Below are 22,101 nucleotides of genomic sequence, written 5' to 3' on the forward strand. Positions count from 1 at the left end.
ACATGAGAAATAAATACATTGAAGCATTTGAAAATGCTCAAATTGCTAGTAAAAATATTCCTGACTTCCGTGCAGGAGATACATTGCGTGTTGCTACTCGTATTCACGAAGGCGATAAAACTAGAATTCAAAATTTTGAAGGTATTTGTATAGCTAGACGTGGTAGCGGTACCGGCGAAACATTTATCATTAGAAAAATTGGTGCTAACAGTGTTGGTGTTGAGAGAATTTTTCCAATCTTTAGTGACTCAATTGAAGAGATAAAAGTTCTTAGAAAAGGTCGTATTAGAAGAGCTAAATTATTCTATCTACGTGACCTTCGTGGTAAAGCTGCTAAAATCCGCGAACTTAGAAAATAATTCTACTATCTGTCCTGAAGTCTATTCAGGACTTTTAATCTTCTTTTTAAATTTAATTTTTTTAATTTTTTTTGTTTTTTAATATTAAAATATCTATTTATTTTTATTGTTTTTACCGCTAGGCTATAAAAATTTAAAATATATAAAAAATTTCTATATAAAGTTTCAGATACCTTATATACTAAATTTATTTATTTTCTACTTCTTCTTATTTGTATACCAAAATAAAAAAATAACACAACAAAGAATTACTCCAAACATTATTGATACAACTATCATAGTAGCATTTTTGGTTTCATTGAATGGTAAGCCTTGTGTATTCATACCAAAAAAGCCAGTTATTAGATTTAGTGGTAGCATTACAGCCGATATCATTGTCAAAATGTAAATGTTTTGATTGATTTTGTCATTTTTTATACTTTGTATAAATGTATAAATATCATCGATTCTGCAGGCATATTCATTGGCCATTGTTCTAAAAACATTTGCCTCATGAGTACTATTTTTAAGCTCATTTTTTAAATTTTGTTGCTCGCTTTGACAAATCGAAAGGGTTTCATAAAAATGAGATATCTTATTTTGAAATTTTCTAATCTCGTATTTTAAAAAGTGGTGTCTTTTGATAAATTGATTAAAGTTTTTTCGACTAGCATAAATTTTTTCATACTCATTTAGCTCATCTTGATGCTCTAAAATTTTGTTTGCATATTCATTACATAGTTTTTTAAGAGCCGCTTCAAACTCGTTTTTATCGCATTCGTGATCAAAGTCTTCTTTGTAAATTTTGCCATTTTTAAATAAAAATTTATAGCTTTGTTTTTGCGTGAAAGAAACAAGCAAAATATAGTCGTATTCATCGCCATAAAAATATCCACAAACTGAACTTTTATAGCTCATTTTTTACCCTTTTAGCATAAAAATTTTTCTTAAATTTGGCAAATTCGCCTCTTTCTATCGCCTCTCTCATCTCTTTCATCAAATTTAGATAGTAGTGCAGGTTGTGAAGGCTTGCTAGTCTAAAAAACGTTAGCTCTCTAGCCTTAAAAAGGTGGTTTAAGTAGCCTCTGGAGTAGTGCTTGCAGGTATAGCACTGACACTGTGGGTCGATTGGCGCGTGGTCGTTTATAAATTTGGCTGATTTTATATTTATCTTGCCAAAGCTAGTAAAGAGCGTGCCGTTTCTTGCATTTCTTGTTGGCATTACGCAGTCAAACATATCAACGCCTCGCTCCACGTTTTCCACGAGATCTTCAGGTGTGCCAACGCCCATTAGATAACGCGGTCTTAGCTCATCCATAAATGGCATAACCGCCTCAACTGTGTCATACATCGCCTCATTGCTCTCGCCAACGCTAAGACCTCCTATGGCAAGGCCGTCAAATGGCATCTCATTTAAAGCTTTGGCGCAAAATTTACGTGCCTCATAATCAGTGCCTCCTTGAACGATACCAAAGATATTTTGCTGTAAGCCAACGCCCTTGCTTTGCATAAATTTATGATAATCAATCGCCTCTTTTGCCCATTTTATCGTTCTCTTTATGCTTAGATCGATTCTTTTTGGCTCAGCAGGCAAGGCGACCAAATCATCAAGTATCATCATAATATCGCTGCCTAGATCGTACTGCGTGTCAAGGACGGATCTTGGCGTAAAATAGTGCGTACTGCCGTCGATGTGGCTTTTAAATTTTATCCCACCATCGTCGTTTTTGGTGTTTGATCTAAGTGAGAATGCCTGAAAACCGCCGCTATCAGTTAAAAATGAGCGCTCAAATTTGGAAAATCCATGAAGTCCGCCAAACTCGCGCACGACCTTGCTTCCGGGGCGCAGATACATGTGGTAAGTGTTTGCTAAGATTATCTTTGCGTCTAAAATTTCACTCATATCAAAGGCGTCTAAGCTTTTAACCGCACCAACCGTGCCAACTGGCATAAAAACTGGCGTTTGTATAACGCTATGGGCAGTTGTTATGATACCACGCCTTGCATTTCCATCTTTTTTTATAACTTCAAATTTCATCTAAGTCCTTAAAATTTTTGATTTTTTATTTTAACAAAATTTATAATATAATCCAGAAATTTTAAGGCAAAGGAACTTTTTGCAAAAGAGAAATGATATCGTTTTTACCGAAGCAAACGGCACTGCGACCATAAAATTTGCAGGTGAGTTTAGCTACAAAGAGGCTAAAAATTTACAAAGCATTTTTAAAAAAATCCAAAAGCTTAACGGCAATGTTAAATTTGACTTTAGCGAGCTAAAGAGCATTGATTACGCTGTTTTGATCCTTTTAAAAAACACGCTAAATGGCAAGAAATTTGAGATCATCACAAATGACGCCAAGATAAAGGCGATGGGTGAGCTGCTAAATGACGAGAAGATCGATTTTAACTACATGCCACCGCACAATAGCCTAAATTTTTTCTCACGCTTGGGAGAGAAAATTTGCGAGGGTTTTGTAAATTTAGTTGAGTTTGGCTCGTTTTTGGGTGAGTTTTTGATAAAAAGCATCAAAATTTTACTTAATCCTGCAAATTTAAGGTTTAGAGAATTTAGCAACTACATAAAAGATGGCGGTGTAAATGCCGTTTTCATAGTCTCGCTCACCGCTTTTTTGATAGGCGTCGTGCTTGCATATCTTGGCAGTGCGATGCTTGCAAGCTTTGGGGCAAGTATATTTATAGTTGAGATCATGGGTATGCTAACGCTTAGAGAAGTAGCTCCGCTCATTGCAGCTATTGTTATCGCAGGTAGGTCGGCTTCTAGTTTTACTGCTCAAATTGGCGCTATGAAGCTAACTGAGGAAATAGATGCGATGAAGACAATGGGCTTTGAGCCATTTAACTTCTTGGTCTTGCCACGCATCATCGCGATGGTTCTTTGTGTGCCTGTCATTATCTTTATAGCTGACGCGATAAGCATCTTAGGACAGATGATCATTTGCCAAACGATACTTGATATCAGCTTTAGCGACTATCTCAATAGATTTCGCGAGATGGTCGAGCTTAGGCACTTTGCTGTTGGCATGATAAAAGCTCCGTTTTTTGGCGCTGTAATAGCGATCATTGGCTGCATGAGGGGATTTGGTGTTAGTCAAAACGCCCAAAGCCTTGGAGCGATGACAACTGTTAGTGTTGTAAATGCGATATTTTGGGTCATCGCGCTTGATGCATTTTTTGCGATAATTTTTATGTGGCTAAAGATATGAACGAGATAATAGTTGGAAAAAACATAACGACAAGTTATGGCGATAAGATAATGCACGATAATGTGAGCTGGAGCGTCAAAGAGGCTGAAATTTACGGCTTTTTAGGCGGTAGTGGCGCTGGTAAAACCACACTAATGAAGACGATGATATATCTAAAAAAGCCAAACAAGGGCGATATATTTTTTGATGGCGTCAATATGTGGAAAAGTAGTCAAGCAGAGCAGCAAGAGATAAAGCTAAAAAGTGGGACGATGTTTCAGTTTGGAGCGCTTTATAGCTCGATGACGATACTTGATAATGTGGGTGTTTTGCTTCATGAGTACTCTAAATTTAACAAGCGACAGATCGATGAGATAGCGATGTTTTGGATACAAAAAGTGGGGCTAAAAAAAGAGGTATCAATGCTCTATCCAAGCGAGCTAAGTGGCGGTATGAAGAAGCGTGCTGCACTCGCAAGAGCCTTGGTGCTAAGTCCTAGGGTGCTATTTTTAGATGAGCCAAACAGCGGTCTTGATCCTGTTAGCTCGCGGCAGATGGACGCGCTCATAAAAGAGCTTCGTGATAGCATCGGCGTGACCGTCGTCATGGTGACGCATGATGCGGATAGCATTTTTGATATTTTGGATAGATTTTTGATAATAGATAACAAAAAGATAGCCTTTGAGGGAGATATAAAAGAGCTTGAGCATCTTGAAAACAACCCGCTTGAAGAGCTATTTAAAATGAGGAAAAAGTAGATGGAAAATAGAAATTCTTATACCATTGTTGGCATGTTTTTCATAGCCTGCCTTACAGCGTTTGCCATATTTATCTGGTGGATGACTAGCAAAAATAACACAAAGGTTGATTTTAAAGAGTATTACATCCACACGAGCGAGCTGCCAAGCGGATTGAAGGTTGATTCTACGGTTAAATTTATCGGTGTGCCAGCTGGAAGTGTTAGTGATATAAATTTTGTCGATGACAAAAACGCTCTTATAAACATCACGATGAAAATTAGAGAAGATCTGCCGATAAAGGCCGATAGCGTGGCAAGTATAGAAGTTCAGGCTATTAGCGGCGTTGCTAGTATAAATATAAGCCGTGGCACAAAAGACTTTACATCAGGTCAAAAGCCTATCTTGCAGCTTGAAGAGAGCCTCTTTTCAAAGCTTGGAAACAACGCTGAAAACATTACTTTAAAGATAAATCAAACACTTGATAAAGTCGATAACTTTTTCTCACCTGAAAATATTGCTCACGTAGAGTCAGTCCTTAAAAATATTGATAAATTTACACAAGTTTTAACAGACGAAGAGGGACTAAGTGAGGTTGATAGTATCGTTAAAAATGTGAGAAATTTTACAGATACTTTAAACAAAACCGACACAAAAGAGCTTGCTAAAAATTTAAACACTCTAATTTCAAATGCAAATCAAGTTTTTGTAACGGCAAATTCGGCTATTGTTGGATATAATTCGTTGCAAGAATTTATCACCGCAAAAGCAAAAGACGGCGAGTACGACCTTAGAAATACAGTTGGGCCGTTATTAAGAGAAGCGAGTGATTTTTTAAATGGATTTGACAAGACGCTTCGGGAGTTTAGAGGTGCGCTTCAAAGACTCGAAGATAATCCTTACGAGTTTTTCTTCACAAATCCGGTCTCAAACGACAAAGGAGATAAGAAATGAGAAATTTGATATACATAGCGGCTGCTTTTTTCTTTCTTGGTTGCTCACTAAAGACAGATGTGCCGCAAGCTACGATGTATGAAATCCACTATTCAAACAAAGAGTGCTCAGCTGAAAACAAGCAAAAAGAGCTAAAAAATGTCTTCATAGAAAACGTGAGTGCTCTTGACATGGTTGATACTAGAAAAATTTTGATTGTGGCTGAAAATAATAAAATCAGATACCTAAGCGATGCTAAATTTGTCTCTGAGCCAAGCGAAATGGTCTATAAATCACTTGTAAAAGGGCTTTATTCAAACTGTGCTGCTAAGCCGATATTTTCACCAAATGCAAAAGATCTTAGACTAAAAGTAAGCATCATCTCTCTTCAAATAAGAGGTGACAAGGCCGAAGTTTCGCTAGCTTATGAGCTATTTAATGCAAACACTTCACTAAAATCAGGCATGATCACAAAAGAAATTTTCTGCCCAGATCCAAGCTCAAGTACTATTTTTGATACGATAAACAAGGCTACAAATTTAGCAATCGACACACTAATCTCTGAAATAATCTCTTAAATTTTCTTGGCTGTAAATTTCTAAATTTATAGCCAAAATAGCTTATTTTAAAGACCTTTTGTTATAATGTGAGCTTTAAAATACGGAGAATTGATGAAGAAAATTTTAATAATCGCAGATGGAACTTTTGCAAGAAATTTTTTAAACAGACTACTTGAAACAAAATCAAATTTACATCACTATATCGTTGTTTCAAGCGAAGATTACAGCCAAAAATCAAATTATGAAAATTTTACATTTTACCAGTTTGACCCAACTAGCCTCTCAAAGTTAAAAAGCGTGAGCGATGGCTATTTTAGTCAGTTTTGTATAGTTTGCGATGATAAAAATGAGGCGATTGCTGTTTATGAAAATTTAAGACAGATCAGCACAAAGACCGAGACCGTTTTTATGAGCTCATGGGAGCTTGATGAAAAATGTAAAGAAATATTTGCAAGCGATAAACACTTAAGCGTGGTTGATATCAGAGATATTGCAGCATCAAGGCTTATGGACTATTTACCAGATTTGCCGGTTTTAGCTGATAATATCGGACTTAGTGAGGGCGAGATCATGGAGGTTAAGGTGCCAATAGGCAGCTCTTATATGTATCGTCACATCAGCTCAGTAGCTCAGAAAAAATGGCGAATAGCTCTCATATATCGAGGCAGTGAGATCATCTTGCCAAAGCCAAATGTAATGATACAGCCAAGCGATATATTACTAATCGTTGGTGATCCAAATGTGCTTCAAAATGTTTATCGCTCGATCAAGCGTGAAAGTGGGCAGTTTCCAAGTCCATTTGGTAGCAACATCTATGTGCTGATCGATATGATCTCAATGGATAAAGAACGTGTTAGCAAGCTCATAAAGGATAGCTTGTATTTGCATTCAAAGCTAAATAATAAACGCCTTTTTTTTAGAGTGATAAATCCAACTTTAGGTGAAAATTTAGATACTTTAAAAGCGATAAAAGAGAAAAATATCATCGTTTTGATGGATTATTTTAATAGTGATAACAAATCTATAAAACATGATGTTTTAAAGCACGATATCGGTCTAATCTTAAGCGATAATAAATACTTTTTTAAATTTAAAAAGCTATTTTATGAGCTAAAACTTCCAGTGCTAAAAACAGGTAAAATTTTACTCTCAAATATAAAAGAGGGCGTTATACTAGGCGATCAAAGTCAAGAAGTGGAGAATCAATCAGCTGTGATAACTGACTGCTGTGCACAGCTTGATTTGGAGATGAAATTTTACTATTTTGATAATAAACACAGCGATGATGAGGCGTTAAGAGAGCATTTTGAGAGCATTAGCGCGCTATTTTCTAAGCGCATAAAGATAGAAAATCACAATCTAAAAAATCCGCTTGTAAAACTAAAAAATACAAAAGATTTGCTTCATTTTGTAATGTTTACTAAAAGCGTGGCAAATGGTGGGACATTTGCCTTTTTATCGACAAATTTAAACAAGCTTTATAAAAAACTAAGCCAAAATGCACAGCTTTTTGTGCCAGTAAGTGAGTAAAAATGCAGATGAATTTAAATCTTAAAGAAAAAGCATCAAGCTATAAAATTTATATAAATGAGCTTGAAAGACTAGAGCTAAAAGGCAAGGTTGGCATCGTTACAAACGCCAAAGTAGCGGGGCTTCATCTTGAAAAGCTACTTAGTATTTTGAAGTGCGATGAGAAATTTATCATAAGTGTGCCTGACGGCGAAGAGTATAAAAACCTTGAAACGGTAGAGCAAATTTTAGAGCAGCTTTTTGTGAGTAAATTTGATCGCTCATCTACGTTAATCGCCTTTGGTGGTGGCGTCATAAGCGATATGACTGGCTTTGCGGCGAGCATCTATGAAAGAGGGATAAATTTCATAAATATCCCAACTACGCTTCTAGCGCAAGTCGATGCTAGTGTGGGTGGAAAAACGGGTGTGAATAACAAATTTGGCAAAAATTTAATAGGCTCTTTTTATCAGCCAAAGGCAGTTTTTTGCGAGATAAATTTCTTAAAGACGTTGCCAAAGAGAGAATTTGCAGCTGGCGTGGCTGAGGCTTTAAAAATGGCGATAACTTTTGACAAAGAGATGTTTGATTGGCTAAAGAGCATAAATTTAGATGATGAAAATTTAGCCAAGCTAGTTGAAAAGTCGGTAATTTTAAAAGCAAAAGTGGTTGAACAAGATGAAAAAGAAAAGGGGCTAAGAGCCATCCTAAACTACGGACATACCTTTGCTCACGTTATAGAAAATGAGACAAATTATAAAGAATTTTTACATGGCGAGGCAGTGGCAATAGGCATGAATATGGCAAATCGCTTAAGTGTAAAACTAGGGCTCATGAGCGAGGCAGAAGCAGAGGATATCAAACAGGTTTTAGTGAAATTTGGCCTTCCAGTAAACTACAAAATAGAAAATAAATATGCATTTTACGAGGCATTTTTTATGGATAAAAAGACAAAAGATGATAAGATAAATTTCATCATTGCAGATAAAATCGGCAGTGCGATCATCAAAAATGACGTCAAAAAAGAAGACGTTTTAAAAATTTTAAGAGAATTTAAATGAAAAAGATCATAGCTTTACTACTTTTTTGCTTTGCCCTTTATGCTGAGGAGAACGTTACGCTTGAGCAAAATGGCTCGCAAAATTTACAAAATAACGAGCTTATAAAGGATATTTCAAATCTAGATAACTCCCTAAAAAATAATATCTGGATCACAAGGTATGCTAACTATAACACTTATCAAAGGCTTATTGATGAGCTTGAAAAAAATGAAAATGAACTAAAGAAACTGGACAAAAGCTCAAGAAGAGGCAGCGATATCATAAAGAGAATCCAAACCTTAAAAGAGCAGATAAATTTACTAAAAGAGTATGAAAAAACGCCATTTTCAAATATGTTAGCAGCTCCTGAAATGGATACTCCACCAAGGATAACAAGTCCTGTTGCACTTATATCTGGCTTTTCGTATATCAAAAAGATAAAGAGCGATAAGATCGAGTATCAAAGGCATATAAAAGAGCTTGATACGCTTTTGGAAAAGCTTGAAACAAAAGAAAATTTACTAAATAGACTAAATTTGATAGAAGAAAATGAACAAAATAGGGAAAGCCTAAACTTAGTAAAACAAGAAATAGGCGACTTTAAAGCGGCAAAACAGATCGCTGATACAACTTATAATGTCTATGAAAAAAGAGCTGATGAGGCTATAAATTTAACCACCTCTGACATAAAAGCTCAGTTTTTAAGTATGGGCTATACAGCTATCATCATTCTTTTGACGATCGGACTAACATTTATCGCTAAATTTATTGTTAAAAGAACGATTACTGACAATGAGAGATTTTACACAGTCAATAAATTTTTAAACGTTTTAAATATCACCGTTATCATCATAATCTTACTTTTTTCGTATATCGAAAACGTCACATATCTAGTAACCGTGCTAGGTTTTGCTTCAGCTGGTATCGCCATTGCGATGAAAGATATGTTTATGAGTATGCTTGGCTGGATGGTGATCATGTTTGGCGGCTCTATACATGTGGGTGACAGGATAAGGGTGCTTCATGATGGCAGTGAATTTGTGGGCGATGTGATCGATATCTCTTTGCTTAGGCTGACCGTTTTTGAGGATGTTAGTTACTCGACTTATAAGACGAATCGCCGTGCAGGTAGGATCATCTTTGTTCCAAATAACTATATCTTTACTGACCTCATCGCAAACTATGCTCATTATGGCATGAAGACCGTTTGGGATGGTATAGATATCGTTATAAGCTTTGATAGTAATCATAAAAAAGCTGTGTATCTAGCAAGAAATGTCGTTAAAAAATACTCAAAAGGCTATACAGATATCGCAAAACGTCAAATGAATAAATTAAGAAGCCAATATAGCATCAAAAATCCAAATGTCGAGCCAAGAATTTATACGTTTTTTGAGCCTTATGGTATAAATGTCTCATGTTGGTATATGGCAAATTCTTATGCGACTTTGGCTCTTAGAAGTACTATTAGTGCTGAGATAATAGAAGTATTTTTGGCTCAAGATGATATAAAGATCGCTTATCCAACACAAACCATGTTTATAGGCAAAAAAGAAAATCCAAGCGACCATACCGCTCACAGCGAGCAAGAGAGCGAAAATTCTTAATGCAAAAGATATTTTTTAAAACATTTGGGTGTCGTACAAATATCTACGATACTGAGCTTTTAAAAAGCTACATCAAGGACTACGAGATCACAAATGATGAAGAGAGCGCTGATATCGTGGTCATAAACTCGTGCACTGTTACAAATTCTGCCGATAGTGGTGTCAGAAACTACATAAACGGCGTAAAAAGGCGTGGGGCGAAGGTGGTGCTGACTGGGTGTGGTGCGGTTAGCAAGGGCAAAGAGCTATTTAATAGCGGTATATTTGGTGTGCTAGGAGCTAGCAAAAAGAGCGATCTAAATGAGCTTTTAAAGCAAGAAAAGCCATTTTTTGAGCTTGGAAATTTAAACTCAGTCGATAAAAATATAGTTACAAATTATGAAAATCACACAAAGGCTTTTATAAAAATTCAAGAAGGCTGCAACTTTAGCTGCAGCTACTGCATCATTCCTTCGGTTCGTGGCAAGGCTAGAAGCATGGATGAGGCCATGATATTAAAAGAGGCAAGAATTTTAGCCCAAAACGGCTATAATGAGCTCGTACTAACTGGCACAAATATAGGCAGTTACGGCAAAGATACAAATAGCTCTCTTGGTAGGCTTTTGGCAAATTTGGGAAAGATTTCTGGCATTAGACGCATTCGGCTTGGAAGCATTGAGCCAAGCCAGATAGATGAGAGCTTTAGAGAAATTTTAAAAGAAGAGTGGCTGGAGCGCCATCTTCACATTGCACTTCAGCACACGAGTCAGGCGATGTTAAAGATCATGCGAAGACGCAATGATGCATTTAGTGACCTGGAGCTTTTTAATGAGCTTAGCTCACTTGGCTTTGCACTTGGTACGGACTATATCGTAGGTCATCCTGGTGAGAGCGAGGAGATATGGACAGAGGCTTTGGAAAATTTTAAGAAATTTCCTATCACGCATCTGCATGCTTTTGTCTATTCGCCAAGGCGTGATACGCACTCAGCTATGCTAAAAAGCGATGTTAGCGGTGATGTGGCAAAAAGTAGGCTAAAAATTTTACAAGGCATAGCTTTGCAAAATAATGAAAATTTTAGAAAAAAACATAACGGGGCTTTGAAAATTTTAGTCGAGCAAAAAAATGGTGAGTTTTACGAGGGCTTTGATCAGTTTTACAACAAAGCTAAAATTTTAAGCCAAAAAGATATAACAAAAGAGTGGGTGGAGGTAAGCGAATATGAAGTTAAGCCAGATGCCAATTATGCAAAAATTTAAATTTAGTAGAAAAAATATCCTAATAATCGCCGCCATTGCTTTAATAGGTGTGTTACTTTTTGCCGTTAGCAAAGAGCCACGAAATATCACATACTCTCAGTATATGCAGCTCATGGAGGGAAATTTTGTCGATAGAGCAGTCATAGACGGTGATGAAGTCATACTTTATGCACAAAACAATCGCTTTTCTATTATCAAAGAGGCTGTTGATTTAAAAGAACTTATCAAAAAAGTACCTGTTGAAAAGACGAAGCAATACATCACTCCTGGTATGGTTTGGGGATTTATTATCTTTGTTTGTTTTATCCTTTGGTACGCTTACATTTTTAGGAGTATTAACAAAAAAAACGAGAGCCTTTTTAATAAAAAAGATAGTGCTTTAGAGATAGAAAGCGTGCTAAATCAAAATGTGATGCCAGTTATTTCAAATGTTAGATTTAGTGATGTGGCTGGCATTAGTGAGGTCAAAAGCGAGCTTAGTGAGATAGTTGACTTTTTGAAAAATCCACAAAAATACAGAAATTTTGGTATCAAAATGCCAAAAGGTGTGCTAATGGTAGGTCCTCCAGGTGTTGGCAAGACACTTGTGGCAAAGGCCGTTGCAGGCGAGGCAAATGTACCATTTTTCTACCAAAATGGTGCTAGTTTTGTGCAAATTTATGTTGGCATGGGTGCAAAAAGAGTAAGAGAGCTTTTTAGCAAAGCTAAATCATATGCTCCGTCTATTATCTTTATCGATGAGATAGATGCTGTTGGAAAGAGCAGGGGCGGCACTAGAAACGACGAGCGAGAAGCCACTCTAAATCAGCTATTAACCGAGATGGACGGCTTTGAAGATAACTCGGGCGTCATCGTAATAGCTGCTACAAATAGGATCGAAATGATCGACGAGGCACTACTTAGATCGGGTCGTTTTGATAGGAGAATTTTTCTTTCGATGCCTGATTTCAACGACAGAGTGGCTATTTTAAATACCTATTTAAAAGATAAAAAATGCGATGTTTCAGCCGAAGATATTGCTAGAATGAGCGTTGGCTTTTCAGGTGCAGCACTTAGCACACTTGTAAATGAAGCAGCCATAAATGCTCTAAGAAATAATGAGAGCATACTAAAAATAAGAGACTTTGAGGCTGTTTTAAACAAGGTCTTACTCGGCAAGAAAAAGGTTTTAAGCTACAGCGAGAGTGAGAAAAAAATCCAAGCCGTCTATCAAGGTGCAAAAGCACTTAGTGCTTACTGGTTTGATGTGAAATTTGAAAAAATTTCACTCATTGAAGACCGCTTTATGGCAACCGAGCAAGAGATAGAGTCAAAGTCGCAGATGATATCTCGCATTAAAGTATTAATCTCTGGCATGTGTAAGCTTGAAATAGACGAGAATGATATTTTTTCAAACTCGAGCAGTGATCTAAATTTAGCCAAAGAGATCGCATCAAAAATGGTTTATGAATACGGTATGGGAAGTTCATTTGTCCCTAATCCAAATGATGTAGAAGAAATTTTAAAACAAGCAAAAGAAGAGATTATGTCTTTTTTAAAGGGTACAAACGAGCAGATTGCAAAGATCAGTTCATATCTGCTAGCGTACGAGAGCGTAGATAAAGAGACGCTGGCAAAAATTTTAAACGAAAACTATTAAAGGAGAAAAAGTGAAAGCAAAAATAGGAATATTAACCCTTTCTGACCGTGCAAGCGAAGGCACATACGAGGACAAATCAGGTCCAGCGATCAAAGAGGTGCTTGATAGCTGGATAGTGAGCGAGCGTGAGTATTTTTACGAGGTCATACCAGATGAGTTTGAGCTGATAAAAGAGAGGCTTGTGCACATGGTGGACGTGCTTGGCTGCGACCTTGTGCTAACTACTGGCGGTACAGGACCAGCGGTGAGAGACGTTACGCCAGAGGCTACTGAGGCGGTTTGCGAGAAGATGATGCCAGGCTTTGGTGAGCTAATGAGAGCTGCAAGCCTGCAATACGTCCCAACAGCGATCCTGTCACGCCAAGTAGCAGGCATAAGAGGGCATGCGCTCATCATAAATTTACCAGGTCAACCAAAAGCGATAAAAGAGTGCTTGGAGCCGGTATTTCCGTCAGTGCCGTATTGCATTGACTTGATTGAGGGTGCGTTTATCGAGACTGACGAAAATGTTATGAAAGTATTTCGTCCAAAACAAAAGAAAATTTCTTAAATCAGTTTAATTTTAAAGCCACTACTTTTATGGATAGGCAGTGGCTTTTTATTAAAATTTAGCTTTTTGTGTGTTAGCTTATTTTGAACTATTACAGGTTATATATCCATATTTAACTGCGTTTGTTTTTTCACCATCTGTTTACTTCTTTAGTTTATTGATGCTCTCTTGCTTTTGCTATATGTGTTGCCAGACCTTATAGCGCTGCTTATACTCGATATAAAATGGTTATATCACTGGAAAAATTAGTAAAATTTTATGTATTATTTTATATAAATTTAATCATTATAAGCTAAATTTGCTCGTTTTTGCTCTCTGCTATCTCTTTTATAAGCTCTATATCGCTGTTCATTGCTAGGCTCATAAAACAAACGCCACTTGCTCCAGCTTTTATAGTCTCTTTGTAGTTTTTACTATTTAGTCCGCCAAGTACGTAAATTTCTTTATCAAGACTTTTTAGCTCGTTTATAAAATTTACCCCTTTTGGTTCTAAGCCTTCCTTGCAAGAGGTGGTAAATATATGAGAAGCTACGAGCACGTCAGCGATAGAGGCTGAAATTTTAGCCTGCTCTAGGTCGTGAGCTGGGGCGTAAATTTTTGCTGTTTTTCTAAATTCATCTAAAAAAACGCCGTGATTTTTAAAAAAATCAAGTTGTGCTGAAGTGAGCCAAAAGTCGCTCTTTAGCTTGCAAGCGACGTCAAAAAATTGATTAATGATAAATTTCTTGCAGTAGTTTTCGCAAATTTGAGCCACAACCCTGGCAAGATCGTAAAAATCAGCTTCACCAAGCCCCTTTGCACGAAGTAAAATTTCATCCACACCAGCCTTACAAAGTAGCTGTATCCTCTTTAAAAAGTCATCGCCATCATAGCTTTCAAAGTCGGCCACACAGAGAATCTTAAACATAGACATACTCGCTCATTAGTGGCTCTAGGCCGTTTGCTTTTAGCATAGTCTTGATCTCATCCACGCTTCTATCGTCACTTATCTCAAACTGCTCGTCACCCTTTTTCTCTTCACCGTGAGCGCCGATGCTCACTTTTACGCCAGCACTTATCTTATTTGTGGCGATCTTTACGGCGTTATCGCGAAATTTCGCTTTTTCTCTGGTTGAGATGGTGATGCTGGCTGTTGGCATGAAAATTCTATAAGCGCAGATCACTTGTAAAAGCTCACGCTCGCCCACGTCACGCGGATTAATGCGATTGTTGTTGATGATAGGGCGAAGTCTTGGGCATGAAAATGAGATCTCGGCGTGCGGATACTTTTTTTGAATGAGGCTCGCATGCAGTGCAGTAGCAAAGGCGTCAAGTCTAAAGTCATCTATACCAAGAAGTGCTGCAAAGCCGACTCCTCTCATTCCTCCAAGAAGCGCTCGCTCTTGCGCGTTTAATCGGTATGGGAAAATTCTTTTATTGCCGCCAAGGTGGATTTTCTCGTATTTTGTGGGATTGTAGGTCTCTTGGAAGACGGTCACGTAGTCTGCGCCACTTTTATGAAGCAGGGCATAGTCCTCAGAGTTTAGCGGGTAAATTTCAACCCCAACGACTTTAAAAAATTTCTTTGCCAAAGAGCAGGCGTTTGCGATGTAGACGACACTTGAGTTGGTCTCGCTCTCGCCAGTTAGGATCAAAATTTCTTCTAAGCCGCTCTTTGAAATTTCTCTTAGCTCTCTTGTGATCTCCTCGTCGCTTAGCTTTGCCCTTTTTATATTATTTTTAGCGTTAAAACCGCAATAAACGCAGAGATTATCGCAGTAGTTTGCTATGTAAAGTGGGGTAAAAAGCGTGATGTTTGAGCCAAAATTTGCCCTTGTTTTTGCCTGAGCGAGCTGAGCTATTTGCTCTAAAAATGGCGCTGCAACAGGCGAGAGTAGGGCTTTTAAATTTTCAAGCGAGCAGTGCTTTGCATTTAGAGCTGCTTTTACGTCTGCTTCGGTATAAATTTCTGGTTTGTAGCTCGTGCGCTCTTTTAAAATTTCATCCATGATCTCACTGCCAACATCCTCCATGTGAGGTAGCAGCTGCATGTGATCAGTTCTTGTAAATTTCATCAGTCTAAAAATCCAGTGAGCGGCGATGAGGCGTTTGCGCTTTTGCTCTTTGCGCCAAGTCCTGCTAGATAGGCGTTGCGACCAGCGATGATCGCCTCTTTGAAGGCTCTTGCCATGAGCGGGATATTTTTAGATGAGGCGATAGCTGTATTTGTCATGATCGCAGCTGATCCCATCTCCATCGCTTCGCACGCTTGTGAGGGCCTACCGATGCCAGCATCAACTATGATCTGCGTATCAAGCTCGTTTATCAAAATCTCGATGATGTCTTTAAAAACTAGCCCTTGGTTAGAGCCAATGGGCGCAGCTAGAGGCATTATGCAGCTTGCTCCTGCACTTAGCATTGCTCTTGCGGCGTTTAGATCTGGAAACATATATGGCATTGGCACAAAGCCATCATTTGCCAAGGCTTCGCAAGCTTTTATCGTTTCAGCGTTGTCTGGAAAGAGAAATTTAGAGTCAGTTATGATCTCTATCTTAACAAGCTCGCCGCACCCAAGCTCACGTGCAAGCTGGGCGATACGAACGGCCTCTTTAGCGTTTCTAGCGCCACTTGTGTTTGGTAAAAGTGTCACGCCTTTTGGGACAAAGTCAAGTATATTTCGATCTTTGCTCTCGTTTATGCGCCTAAGAGCGAGGGTTAAAATTTGTGCTCCAGCCTCGTTTACGGCTGAGTCGATGAGCTCGTGCGAATACTTGCCAGAGCCAAGGATAAAGCGGCTTTGAAACTCCTTGCCGCCAAGGATCAAACTATCACTTTGCACTTACGCCTCCAAGCCCATAAGCAGTCTAATGGCTAAATTTGCCTCATGGTTTGCGCAAATCGCAACGCGTGGCGCCATGAGCCCTTGACCGATCTTTGCCTCGTTTGTGAGGTCGCCACAAAGATAGACATTTTTGGCAAATTTTATGGTTTTTATGAGATTTGAGCTAAAGTATCCAGCCATACCAGAGGCACCGATGATCTTTTTCTCTTTTAGACTAGCACCAGCTTCGTTTAGTATCATCGCCTTGCCAGCGACGTTGTCAAAGGCTTCGCATAAAATTTCGCACTCACCAAAGACGCTAGCCACGTTTTTTTCATTTAAAAATATATCGTGAGTTTCGACCTCAACAAATGGATTGACGTCATTTATCAGCTCTTTTAGCGCCTGCGTCTTTTGCATGCCGATGTGGCGGACGAAATACTGCTGACGGTTTAGGTTACTTGGCTCAACAACATCAAAATCGGCAAGCACTAGCTTTTTTACGCCAACTCTTGCAAGGCTTAACGCGATATTTGAGCCAAGTCCGCCAAGTCCAGCCACACCGATAACTGCTTTACTTAGGGCTAAATTTAGCTCAGGGCTGTTTCTTGAGGCGATCATCGAGCGTAAAATTTCACGCTCAGGCATCACGCCACGTTTTATAAAAACAACATTTGAGCTATTTTGTAACTCGGTATCTTCTTTTATAGCAAAGCCATCAACTATAAAAATGTCTGGCTCAGTCGCATTAAATTTCTCTAAAAATTTATAAATTTCACTCTCTTTATCGCCAAGTGCAAGCTCTTTTAGCTCGCTAAGACTTTTTACTGGCACATTAAATTTTGTGCCATTTAGTACTATTTCTATCATTTTCTCCTCATCCGCCACCTACTAAAGTGACGATTTCGTAAGCTTTGCCCTCGCTCATAAATCTCTCATGCCAAAGCTTTTTTGGCAAAATTTCTCCGTCTCGCTCAAGGGCTATAAATTTAAGCTCATAACCATTTTGAGCTAAAAAATCATAAACACTCATATCGTTTTCGAGCTCGAAAATCTTGCCATTAATAGTAAATTTGATCATTAAATTTTGTAGCTTTTAAGAAAATTTGCAATCCTCTCAATCGCTCTTTTTATGCTCTCGATGTCGGTTGCAAAGGAAATTCTAAAGTATCCCTCCATGCCAAAGCCCACGCCTGGCACAGTGGCTACATTTGCCTCTTCAAGCATCTTTTTACAAAATCTAAGTGAGTTGCTATCTATCTCTTTACATTTTACAAATAGATAAAACGCACCATCAGGCTTAACTACGCTTAGCCCAGGGATCTCATTTATCATTTTTACAGCCACATCACGTCTTTTTTCGTACTCTTTTCTCATGTTTTCGATATCGTCGTCAGTTTCGCCAAGAAGTGACGGGATAGCGCCGATTTGCACGATCGAACTGATGTTGCTTGTGCTTTGGCTCTGAAGCTTTTTGATACCAGCGATGAGCCAGTCCATCGAGCTTGCTATATAGCCAAATCTCCAGCCAGGCATCGCACCACACTTGCTTAGTCCGTTTATCGTGACCGTTCTTTTAAAAAGATCCTCGCTTACTGAGGCTACTGCGTGAAATTCTTTGCCGTAGATCACTTTTTCATAAATTTCATCGCTTGTGATGATGATGTCAGTGCCTTTTAAAACCTCACCAAATGCCGCGATCTCATCTTTTGTATATACAGCTCCAGTTGGGTTTGTAGGGTGATTTAGCGAAAAGACTTTGGTTTTTGGTGTGATCGCTTTTTTTAGCTGCTCGGCTGTGATTTTGAAATTTGTGCTCTCGTCTGCCTCGATAAAGACAGGCACGCCGCCACAAAATTTAACGATCTCAGGGTAGCTCACCCAGTATGGAGACGGGATGATGACTTCATCGCCTGGGTTGATAAGCGCTTGAAATACATTAAAAAGTGAGTGCTTTGCGCCGATGTTTGTGACGATTTGATTTGCTTTATAGTCAAGTCCGTTATCTCTTTTTAGCTTTGCTCTAATGGCATCAATCACCTCAGGTAGGCCTGGCACTGGCGTATATTTGCCACTTTTGCTATCGTTATCAAGTGCGTTTTTTACAGTTTCTCTTATCTTTTTTGGAGTCATAAAGTCAGGCTCACCAGCTGAAAGCGAGATCACGTCGATGCCAGCAGTCTTCATCTCTTTGGCTTTTGTGCTGATAGCGATCGTTATTGACTCGCTTAATGTTTGCATTCTGTTTGCTAGTTGCATTATTTTCCTTTTTAGTTGATTGTCTTTAAGTAGCTATTATCATTTAAAAATAGATAAAGTTCGCCCAAAATTTGCTTCTTTTGTGTTTCGTTTATCAAAGTTGATTTCACTAAGCGCTCGTTTAGAGTGTCTTGGATCTCGTAGATATCATAGTCCATGTCTTCCATAATGTCTAAAATAGACTGGCTCTCAAGTAAATTTGTGATCTTATAGCCATCATTTGAAAGCTCTATCGTGGCTTCTGTCGGGTGGGTAAAGAGGTTGTGTTTCATACCGATCACCTCTTGATATGCGCCAACTAGGAAAAATCCCAAGAAATAATCCTCCTTCTCCACGTCCACGTCGTGCAAAAGTAGTGGGTTTTTCTCGTCATCATAGCTGATCTCGCCGTCGCTATCGCAGGTGATATCCCAGATCGAAGCCGGCAGGGTAGGGCGCTCATCGAGCCTGTCAAGTGGCATGATAGGGAAATTTTGCTTTAGACCCCAAAAGTCTGGTAAGCTTTGAAAGATTGAGAAATTTAGCAGGTATCTCTCTTGAACCTCTTTTTGAATTTTAGCCAGATCGCTTGAGTTGCTCTTGTTGCCAAGCATGACAACGGCTTTTTTGCTGATGAGCCTTAAAAGCACCTCTGCATTTGATCTATCTTGCAGATCGACATATCCTAGATCAAAAAGCGTTAAAACGCTCTCTGTGTGATGGATGGCGTCGTGCAAGTATTCTAGGGCGTTTGAAGGTTTGATTGATTTATAAAGATCGACTAGCTCGGTTATCAAATTTGGATTATCTTTCTTTAAATTTAGCTTCTCTTCGGTGTATTCTTGAGAAAATAGCTCAAGCACGGGAGCAACCAAAAGTGCATGAGAAGCGGCGATGTAGCGACCTGACTCTATGAAAATATCTGGCTCGATCTCCTTTTTTTGTTCGCTTATGGTTTTGAGCATATAAACAACGTCGTTTGCATATTCGTTTAGTGTATAGTTTCTGCTGCTTTCTTCTTTAAACTGCGAGTACTCGATCGCAAGGCCACCACCTAAATTTATCGCTTTTAAATTTGAGGCACCCATTTTTCTAAGCTCAGCGTAGATGTTGCCAGCCTCGATGAGTGCTTTTTTGAGCGGATGGATCTCGCTTATTTGGGAGCCGATGTGAAAGTGTATCATCGTGAAATTTTCGAGTAAATTTGCCTTTTTTAGCATCTTTACAGCTTCTATTAGCTCTGTTGATGTTAGGCCAAATTTAGAGTGTATGCCACCACTCTTTGCCCAAAGTCCCGATCCTGTCGAGTGCAGTCTTACTCTAAGTCCGATCTTTGGTTTTGGTTTAAAGCGCTCTTTTGCGATGGCGATTATCGCTTCAAGCTCGTTTAAACCCTCGATTGTTAGCGTGATGTTATGTCCCATTTCAGCGGCGATGAAGCCTATATTTATCATCTCTTTATCTTTAAAGCCATTTACGGTTATTGGAGCTTTTTCGTTATTGTAAGCCATTGTTAAAAGTAGCTCAGCCTTACTACCAGCTTCAAGGCCGTAGTTGTAGGGTTTGCCAAGGCGCACTAAATTTTTTACAAAGCCAGGATATTGATTGACTTTAAGTGGAAATACAGCATTAAAGCTGCCTTTGTAGGCAAATTCTTTCTTTGCCTTTGCAAAGCTTGCGTGGATCTGTTCGATCTGCTTTTGGATAAGGTGTGGAAAGCGAAGCAGTAGTGGTCCTCTATATCCATCGTCTCTTATCTCTTTTACGATGTCAATGATCGCTGGTTTGCTGGCTGCATTTATACAGACTTTGCCATCTTCTATAACAAAATTTGAATTGCCCCAAATGCTAAGTCCAAAATCATTCATCCCAGCTCCTTTTCAAGCTCATCTAAATTTATCGTTTTTTCATCTTTGGTTTCTAAATTTTTATACCAAATTTTATTCTCTTTCATTTCATTTTCACCCACACAAAGGAAAATTTTTGCCTTTTTAGAGTCGGCATTTTGCAGATGTTTTTGAAGTTTTTTAGCTTCATATGAAATTTCAACCTGATATTTTTTGCGAAGCTTTGAGCCAAGCGCATAGACAAAGTCTAAATTCGTCGCATCAAGCGCACAAAGATAAATTCCAGCTCGCTCATCCTCAGCTTCACCTAAAATTTCCATTATCCTCTCAACGCCCATCGCAAATCCAACGCCGTAGCTGGCTCTACCGCCAAGATACTCTACAAGCCTATCGTATCTGCCACCACCGGCAACTGCACTTTGTGAGCCAATCTCATTGCTAATAAACTCAAACGCCGTCTTGCAGTAGTAGTCCAGCCCACGAACTAGCTTAGTGTCTATCTCAAATTTAACGCCATTTACCGTTAAAATTTCTTGCAGCTTTGCAAAATCAGCCTGTGCCTCATCACTTAAGTTATCAGTGATAACTGGGGCATTTTTGTAAATTTCTTGGCAGCTCTCGACCTTGCAGTCAAGCACGCGGATAGGATTTAAAAGCTTGCGTCTTTTGCAGTCTTCGCAAATTTTGTCGTCGTTTTCATCTAGAAATTTTACAAGCTTTTCTTTGTAAGACTTCATCGAGCTCTCATCACCAAGCGAGTTTATCTTTAGGGTTGTTTTGATATTTAGTCTGTTAAAAATTTCGCTCACCATCAAGATAATGCTCGCATCCTCATAGACGCTGCCCTCGCCAAAGCACTCACAGCCAAACTGGTGAAACTCCCTTAAGCGGCCTTTTTGTGGGCGCTCGTAGCGAAACATCGAGCCATGATAAAAGCAACGTTTTGTCACATTTGCCCTGTCAAGCTTTGCCTCGATAAATGCTCTAACCACGCCAGCTGTGCCCTCTGGACGCAAGCAAACGTCGTTGCCGCCTTTATCTTCAAACTGATACATCTCTTTGCCCACGATGTCACTGCTCTCGCCGACACTTCGTTTAAAAAGCGCCGTCTCCTCGAGGTGCGGGGTCAAAATTTGCTCATATCCGTAGTTTTTTGCGACTTCCTCGCAGGTTTTGATTATCTGTGCGTAAAGTTTTGCGCGAGCTGGAAGCATATCTTTCATGCCACGAAGTGCCGTTATCATCGCATTATCCTTTTTATTTTTTTGTGATTTTACTTAAAATTTATAAAATTTTCTATCTCTTTTGAAATTAGCTCTATGCTTTTAGACGCGTCTATAAAAAGCGTTTCAAAGCCATTTTTGATGAGAATTTGCTTCATAAAGCTTTGCACTTTTAAAAGATACTCTAGCCCACGAGCCTCGATCTTATCGCTTGTACCTCTATTTTTTAGGCGCGAGCTTATTAGCTCATGGCTTGCTTCAAAAAAGACTATCTTATCTGCAAATTTATCATTTAGTGCAAATTTATTAAGCTCTAAAAGCACGTTTTCATCTAAGTTTTCATCATTTGCCAAAGCGTAGGCGATGCCAGAGATAAAGCCTCTGTCGCTTAAAATGAGCCTACTTAAATTTGGAGCGACCAGCTTTTCAAAATGCTCAGCTCTGTCAGCTAAAAAGAGTAAAATTTCAGCTCTTTTGCCTATTTTTATGTTTGAGTTTAGTAAAATTTCACGTAAATTTTCACCAAGCTGCGTGCCACCTGGCTCTTTTGTGACGATGGCATCACTAAATTTAGAAGCTAAAATTTCTATCTGCGTGCTCTTGCCAACGCCGTCAATGCCTTCAAACAAAACATACATT

At 38.7% G+C, this 22,101-nt stretch carries 22 protein-coding genes; 11 read left to right on the plus strand and 11 right to left on the minus strand.

Translation table 11 applies throughout. The features are described from left to right. Positions 1-2: 2 nt before the first annotated feature. Positions 3-359 carry a 50S ribosomal protein L19 gene (rplS, locus tag CYP28_RS04665; RefSeq protein ID WP_103580335.1) on the plus strand — a complete coding sequence of 119 codons (357 nt, stop codon included), beginning with the start codon at positions 3-5 and terminating at the stop codon, positions 357-359. A 198-nt stretch (positions 360-557) separates the two neighbouring features. Here rplS and CYP28_RS04670 read toward each other — a convergent pair whose 3' ends face one another. Both CYP28_RS04670 and tgt read right to left on the minus strand, forming a co-directional pair. Beyond that, the gene (locus tag CYP28_RS04670; protein ID WP_103593264.1) at positions 558-1,256 is read right to left on the minus strand and encodes a CorA family divalent cation transporter; all 699 of its coding nucleotides are present in this window, start codon (positions 1,254-1,256) and stop codon (positions 558-560) included. Next, positions 1,246-2,376, minus strand: coding sequence for a tRNA guanosine(34) transglycosylase Tgt (gene tgt, locus CYP28_RS04675; protein WP_103560346.1), 1,131 nt, complete (start codon positions 2,374-2,376; stop codon positions 1,246-1,248). The genes CYP28_RS04670 and tgt overlap by 11 nt, the downstream gene beginning before the upstream one ends. A gap of 79 nt (positions 2,377-2,455) precedes the next feature. Between tgt and CYP28_RS04680 the strand changes: the two genes are divergently transcribed. The 10 genes from CYP28_RS04680 (at position 2,456) to mog (ending at position 13,354) form a co-directional block, all read left to right on the plus strand. Continuing rightward, positions 2,456-3,562, plus strand: a complete 1,107-nt coding sequence (locus CYP28_RS04680) for an MlaE family ABC transporter permease (protein ID WP_103593265.1) — start codon at positions 2,456-2,458, stop codon at positions 3,560-3,562. Then, positions 3,559-4,299 (plus strand): ABC transporter ATP-binding protein, encoded by a 741-nt coding sequence (locus CYP28_RS04685; RefSeq protein WP_103560348.1) that lies wholly within the window; start codon positions 3,559-3,561, stop codon positions 4,297-4,299. The genes CYP28_RS04680 and CYP28_RS04685 overlap by 4 nt, the downstream gene beginning before the upstream one ends. Further along, on the plus strand, positions 4,300-5,232 hold the full coding sequence (locus CYP28_RS04690) for an MlaD family protein (RefSeq protein ID WP_103593266.1): 933 nt from the start codon (positions 4,300-4,302) through the stop codon (positions 5,230-5,232). Further along, positions 5,229-5,789 (plus strand): ABC-type transport auxiliary lipoprotein family protein, encoded by a 561-nt coding sequence (locus CYP28_RS04695; RefSeq protein WP_103593267.1) that lies wholly within the window; start codon positions 5,229-5,231, stop codon positions 5,787-5,789. Before CYP28_RS04690 ends, CYP28_RS04695 begins: the two co-directional genes overlap by 4 nt. Before the next feature lie 93 nt (positions 5,790-5,882). Next, entirely contained in the window at positions 5,883-7,301 is a 1,419-nt protein-coding gene (locus CYP28_RS04700) for a COG3400 family protein (RefSeq protein WP_103593268.1), read from the plus strand. Positions 7,302-7,303: 2 nt separating this feature from the next. Further along, positions 7,304-8,341: a 3-dehydroquinate synthase gene (gene aroB, locus CYP28_RS04705; RefSeq protein WP_103593269.1), complete on the plus strand. Its 1,038-nt coding sequence runs from the start codon at positions 7,304-7,306 to the stop codon at positions 8,339-8,341. Beyond that, positions 8,338-9,927, plus strand: a complete 1,590-nt coding sequence (locus CYP28_RS04710) for a mechanosensitive ion channel domain-containing protein (protein ID WP_103593270.1) — start codon at positions 8,338-8,340, stop codon at positions 9,925-9,927. Before aroB ends, CYP28_RS04710 begins: the two co-directional genes overlap by 4 nt. Further along, a complete protein-coding gene (gene mtaB / locus CYP28_RS04715; protein ID WP_103593271.1) occupies positions 9,927-11,165 on the plus strand; it encodes a tRNA (N(6)-L-threonylcarbamoyladenosine(37)-C(2))-methylthiotransferase MtaB in 1,239 nt (412 codons plus the stop codon). Before CYP28_RS04710 ends, mtaB begins: the two co-directional genes overlap by 1 nt. After that, positions 11,128-12,804, plus strand: coding sequence for an ATP-dependent metallopeptidase FtsH/Yme1/Tma family protein (locus tag CYP28_RS04720; protein WP_430516119.1), 1,677 nt, complete (start codon positions 11,128-11,130; stop codon positions 12,802-12,804). The genes mtaB and CYP28_RS04720 overlap by 38 nt, the downstream gene beginning before the upstream one ends. A gap of 10 nt (positions 12,805-12,814) precedes the next feature. Continuing rightward, entirely contained in the window at positions 12,815-13,354 is a 540-nt protein-coding gene (mog, locus tag CYP28_RS04725) for a molybdopterin adenylyltransferase (protein WP_103593272.1), read from the plus strand. 292 nt (positions 13,355-13,646) lie between these two features. Here the strand turns inward: mog and CYP28_RS04730 are convergent, their stop codons facing one another. From CYP28_RS04730 to tmk, 9 genes are read right to left on the minus strand one after another with little or no spacing between them, the layout of a single operon-like run. After that, positions 13,647-14,261, minus strand: a complete 615-nt coding sequence (locus tag CYP28_RS04730) for a thiamine phosphate synthase (RefSeq protein WP_103593369.1) — start codon at positions 14,259-14,261, stop codon at positions 13,647-13,649. Then, on the minus strand, positions 14,254-15,408 hold the full coding sequence (gene thiH / locus CYP28_RS04735; RefSeq protein WP_103593273.1) for a 2-iminoacetate synthase ThiH: 1,155 nt from the start codon (positions 15,406-15,408) through the stop codon (positions 14,254-14,256). The genes CYP28_RS04730 and thiH overlap by 8 nt, the downstream gene beginning before the upstream one ends. After that, the gene (locus tag CYP28_RS04740; protein WP_103593274.1) at positions 15,408-16,172 is read right to left on the minus strand and encodes a thiazole synthase; all 765 of its coding nucleotides are present in this window, start codon (positions 16,170-16,172) and stop codon (positions 15,408-15,410) included. Before CYP28_RS04740 ends, thiH begins: the two co-directional genes overlap by 1 nt. Then, the gene (gene thiF, locus CYP28_RS04745) at positions 16,173-17,024 is read right to left on the minus strand and encodes a sulfur carrier protein ThiS adenylyltransferase ThiF (protein WP_103593275.1); all 852 of its coding nucleotides are present in this window, start codon (positions 17,022-17,024) and stop codon (positions 16,173-16,175) included. Between the two features lie 7 nt (positions 17,025-17,031). Then, complete coding sequence (thiS, locus tag CYP28_RS04750) at positions 17,032-17,235, minus strand: sulfur carrier protein ThiS (RefSeq protein ID WP_103593276.1); 204 nt, start codon at positions 17,233-17,235, stop codon at positions 17,032-17,034. Next, the gene (locus tag CYP28_RS04755; protein WP_103593277.1) at positions 17,235-18,413 is read right to left on the minus strand and encodes a pyridoxal phosphate-dependent aminotransferase; all 1,179 of its coding nucleotides are present in this window, start codon (positions 18,411-18,413) and stop codon (positions 17,235-17,237) included. Before CYP28_RS04755 ends, thiS begins: the two co-directional genes overlap by 1 nt. A gap of 11 nt (positions 18,414-18,424) precedes the next feature. Further along, a complete protein-coding gene (gene speA / locus CYP28_RS04760; protein WP_103593278.1) occupies positions 18,425-20,260 on the minus strand; it encodes a biosynthetic arginine decarboxylase in 1,836 nt (611 codons plus the stop codon). After that, positions 20,257-21,483 (minus strand): histidine--tRNA ligase, encoded by a 1,227-nt coding sequence (gene hisS / locus CYP28_RS04765; RefSeq protein WP_103593279.1) that lies wholly within the window; start codon positions 21,481-21,483, stop codon positions 20,257-20,259. The genes speA and hisS overlap by 4 nt, the downstream gene beginning before the upstream one ends. Before the next feature lie 29 nt (positions 21,484-21,512). Continuing rightward, on the minus strand, positions 21,513-22,100 hold the full coding sequence (tmk, locus tag CYP28_RS04770) for a dTMP kinase (protein WP_103593280.1): 588 nt from the start codon (positions 22,098-22,100) through the stop codon (positions 21,513-21,515). Position 22,101 lies beyond the last annotated feature (1 nt).

The sequence above is a fragment of the Campylobacter concisus genome (genome assembly GCF_002914195.1).
Taxonomy (GTDB): domain Bacteria; phylum Campylobacterota; class Campylobacteria; order Campylobacterales; family Campylobacteraceae; genus Campylobacter_A; species Campylobacter_A concisus_M.

Coding starts and splice junctions, on each gene's coding strand:
- rplS (WP_103580335.1), top strand. CDS start 3: ATGAGAAATAAATACATTGAAGCATTTGAAAATGCTCAAATTGCTAGT.
- CYP28_RS04670 (WP_103593264.1), bottom strand. CDS start 1,256: ATGAGCTATAAAAGTTCAGTTTGTGGATATTTTTATGGCGATGAATAC.
- tgt (WP_103560346.1), bottom strand. CDS start 2,376: ATGAAATTTGAAGTTATAAAAAAAGATGGAAATGCAAGGCGTGGTATC.
- CYP28_RS04685 (WP_103560348.1), top strand. CDS start 3,559: ATGAACGAGATAATAGTTGGAAAAAACATAACGACAAGTTATGGCGAT.
- CYP28_RS04690 (WP_103593266.1), top strand. CDS start 4,300: ATGGAAAATAGAAATTCTTATACCATTGTTGGCATGTTTTTCATAGCC.
- CYP28_RS04695 (WP_103593267.1), top strand. CDS start 5,229: ATGAGAAATTTGATATACATAGCGGCTGCTTTTTTCTTTCTTGGTTGC.
- CYP28_RS04700 (WP_103593268.1), top strand. CDS start 5,883: ATGAAGAAAATTTTAATAATCGCAGATGGAACTTTTGCAAGAAATTTT.
- aroB (WP_103593269.1), top strand. CDS start 7,304: ATGCAGATGAATTTAAATCTTAAAGAAAAAGCATCAAGCTATAAAATT.
- CYP28_RS04710 (WP_103593270.1), top strand. CDS start 8,338: ATGAAAAAGATCATAGCTTTACTACTTTTTTGCTTTGCCCTTTATGCT.
- mtaB (WP_103593271.1), top strand. CDS start 9,927: ATGCAAAAGATATTTTTTAAAACATTTGGGTGTCGTACAAATATCTAC.
- CYP28_RS04720 (WP_430516119.1), top strand. CDS start 11,128: ATGAAGTTAAGCCAGATGCCAATTATGCAAAAATTTAAATTTAGTAGA.
- CYP28_RS04730 (WP_103593369.1), bottom strand. CDS start 14,261: ATGTTTAAGATTCTCTGTGTGGCCGACTTTGAAAGCTATGATGGCGAT.
- thiH (WP_103593273.1), bottom strand. CDS start 15,408: ATGAAATTTACAAGAACTGATCACATGCAGCTGCTACCTCACATGGAG.
- thiF (WP_103593275.1), bottom strand. CDS start 17,024: ATGATAGAAATAGTACTAAATGGCACAAAATTTAATGTGCCAGTAAAA.
- thiS (WP_103593276.1), bottom strand. CDS start 17,235: ATGATCAAATTTACTATTAATGGCAAGATTTTCGAGCTCGAAAACGAT.
- CYP28_RS04755 (WP_103593277.1), bottom strand. CDS start 18,413: ATGCAACTAGCAAACAGAATGCAAACATTAAGCGAGTCAATAACGATC.
- speA (WP_103593278.1), bottom strand. CDS start 20,260: ATGAATGATTTTGGACTTAGCATTTGGGGCAATTCAAATTTTGTTATA.
- hisS (WP_103593279.1), bottom strand. CDS start 21,483: ATGATAACGGCACTTCGTGGCATGAAAGATATGCTTCCAGCTCGCGCA.
- tmk (WP_103593280.1), bottom strand. CDS start 22,100: ATGTATGTTTTGTTTGAAGGCATTGACGGCGTTGGCAAGAGCACGCAG.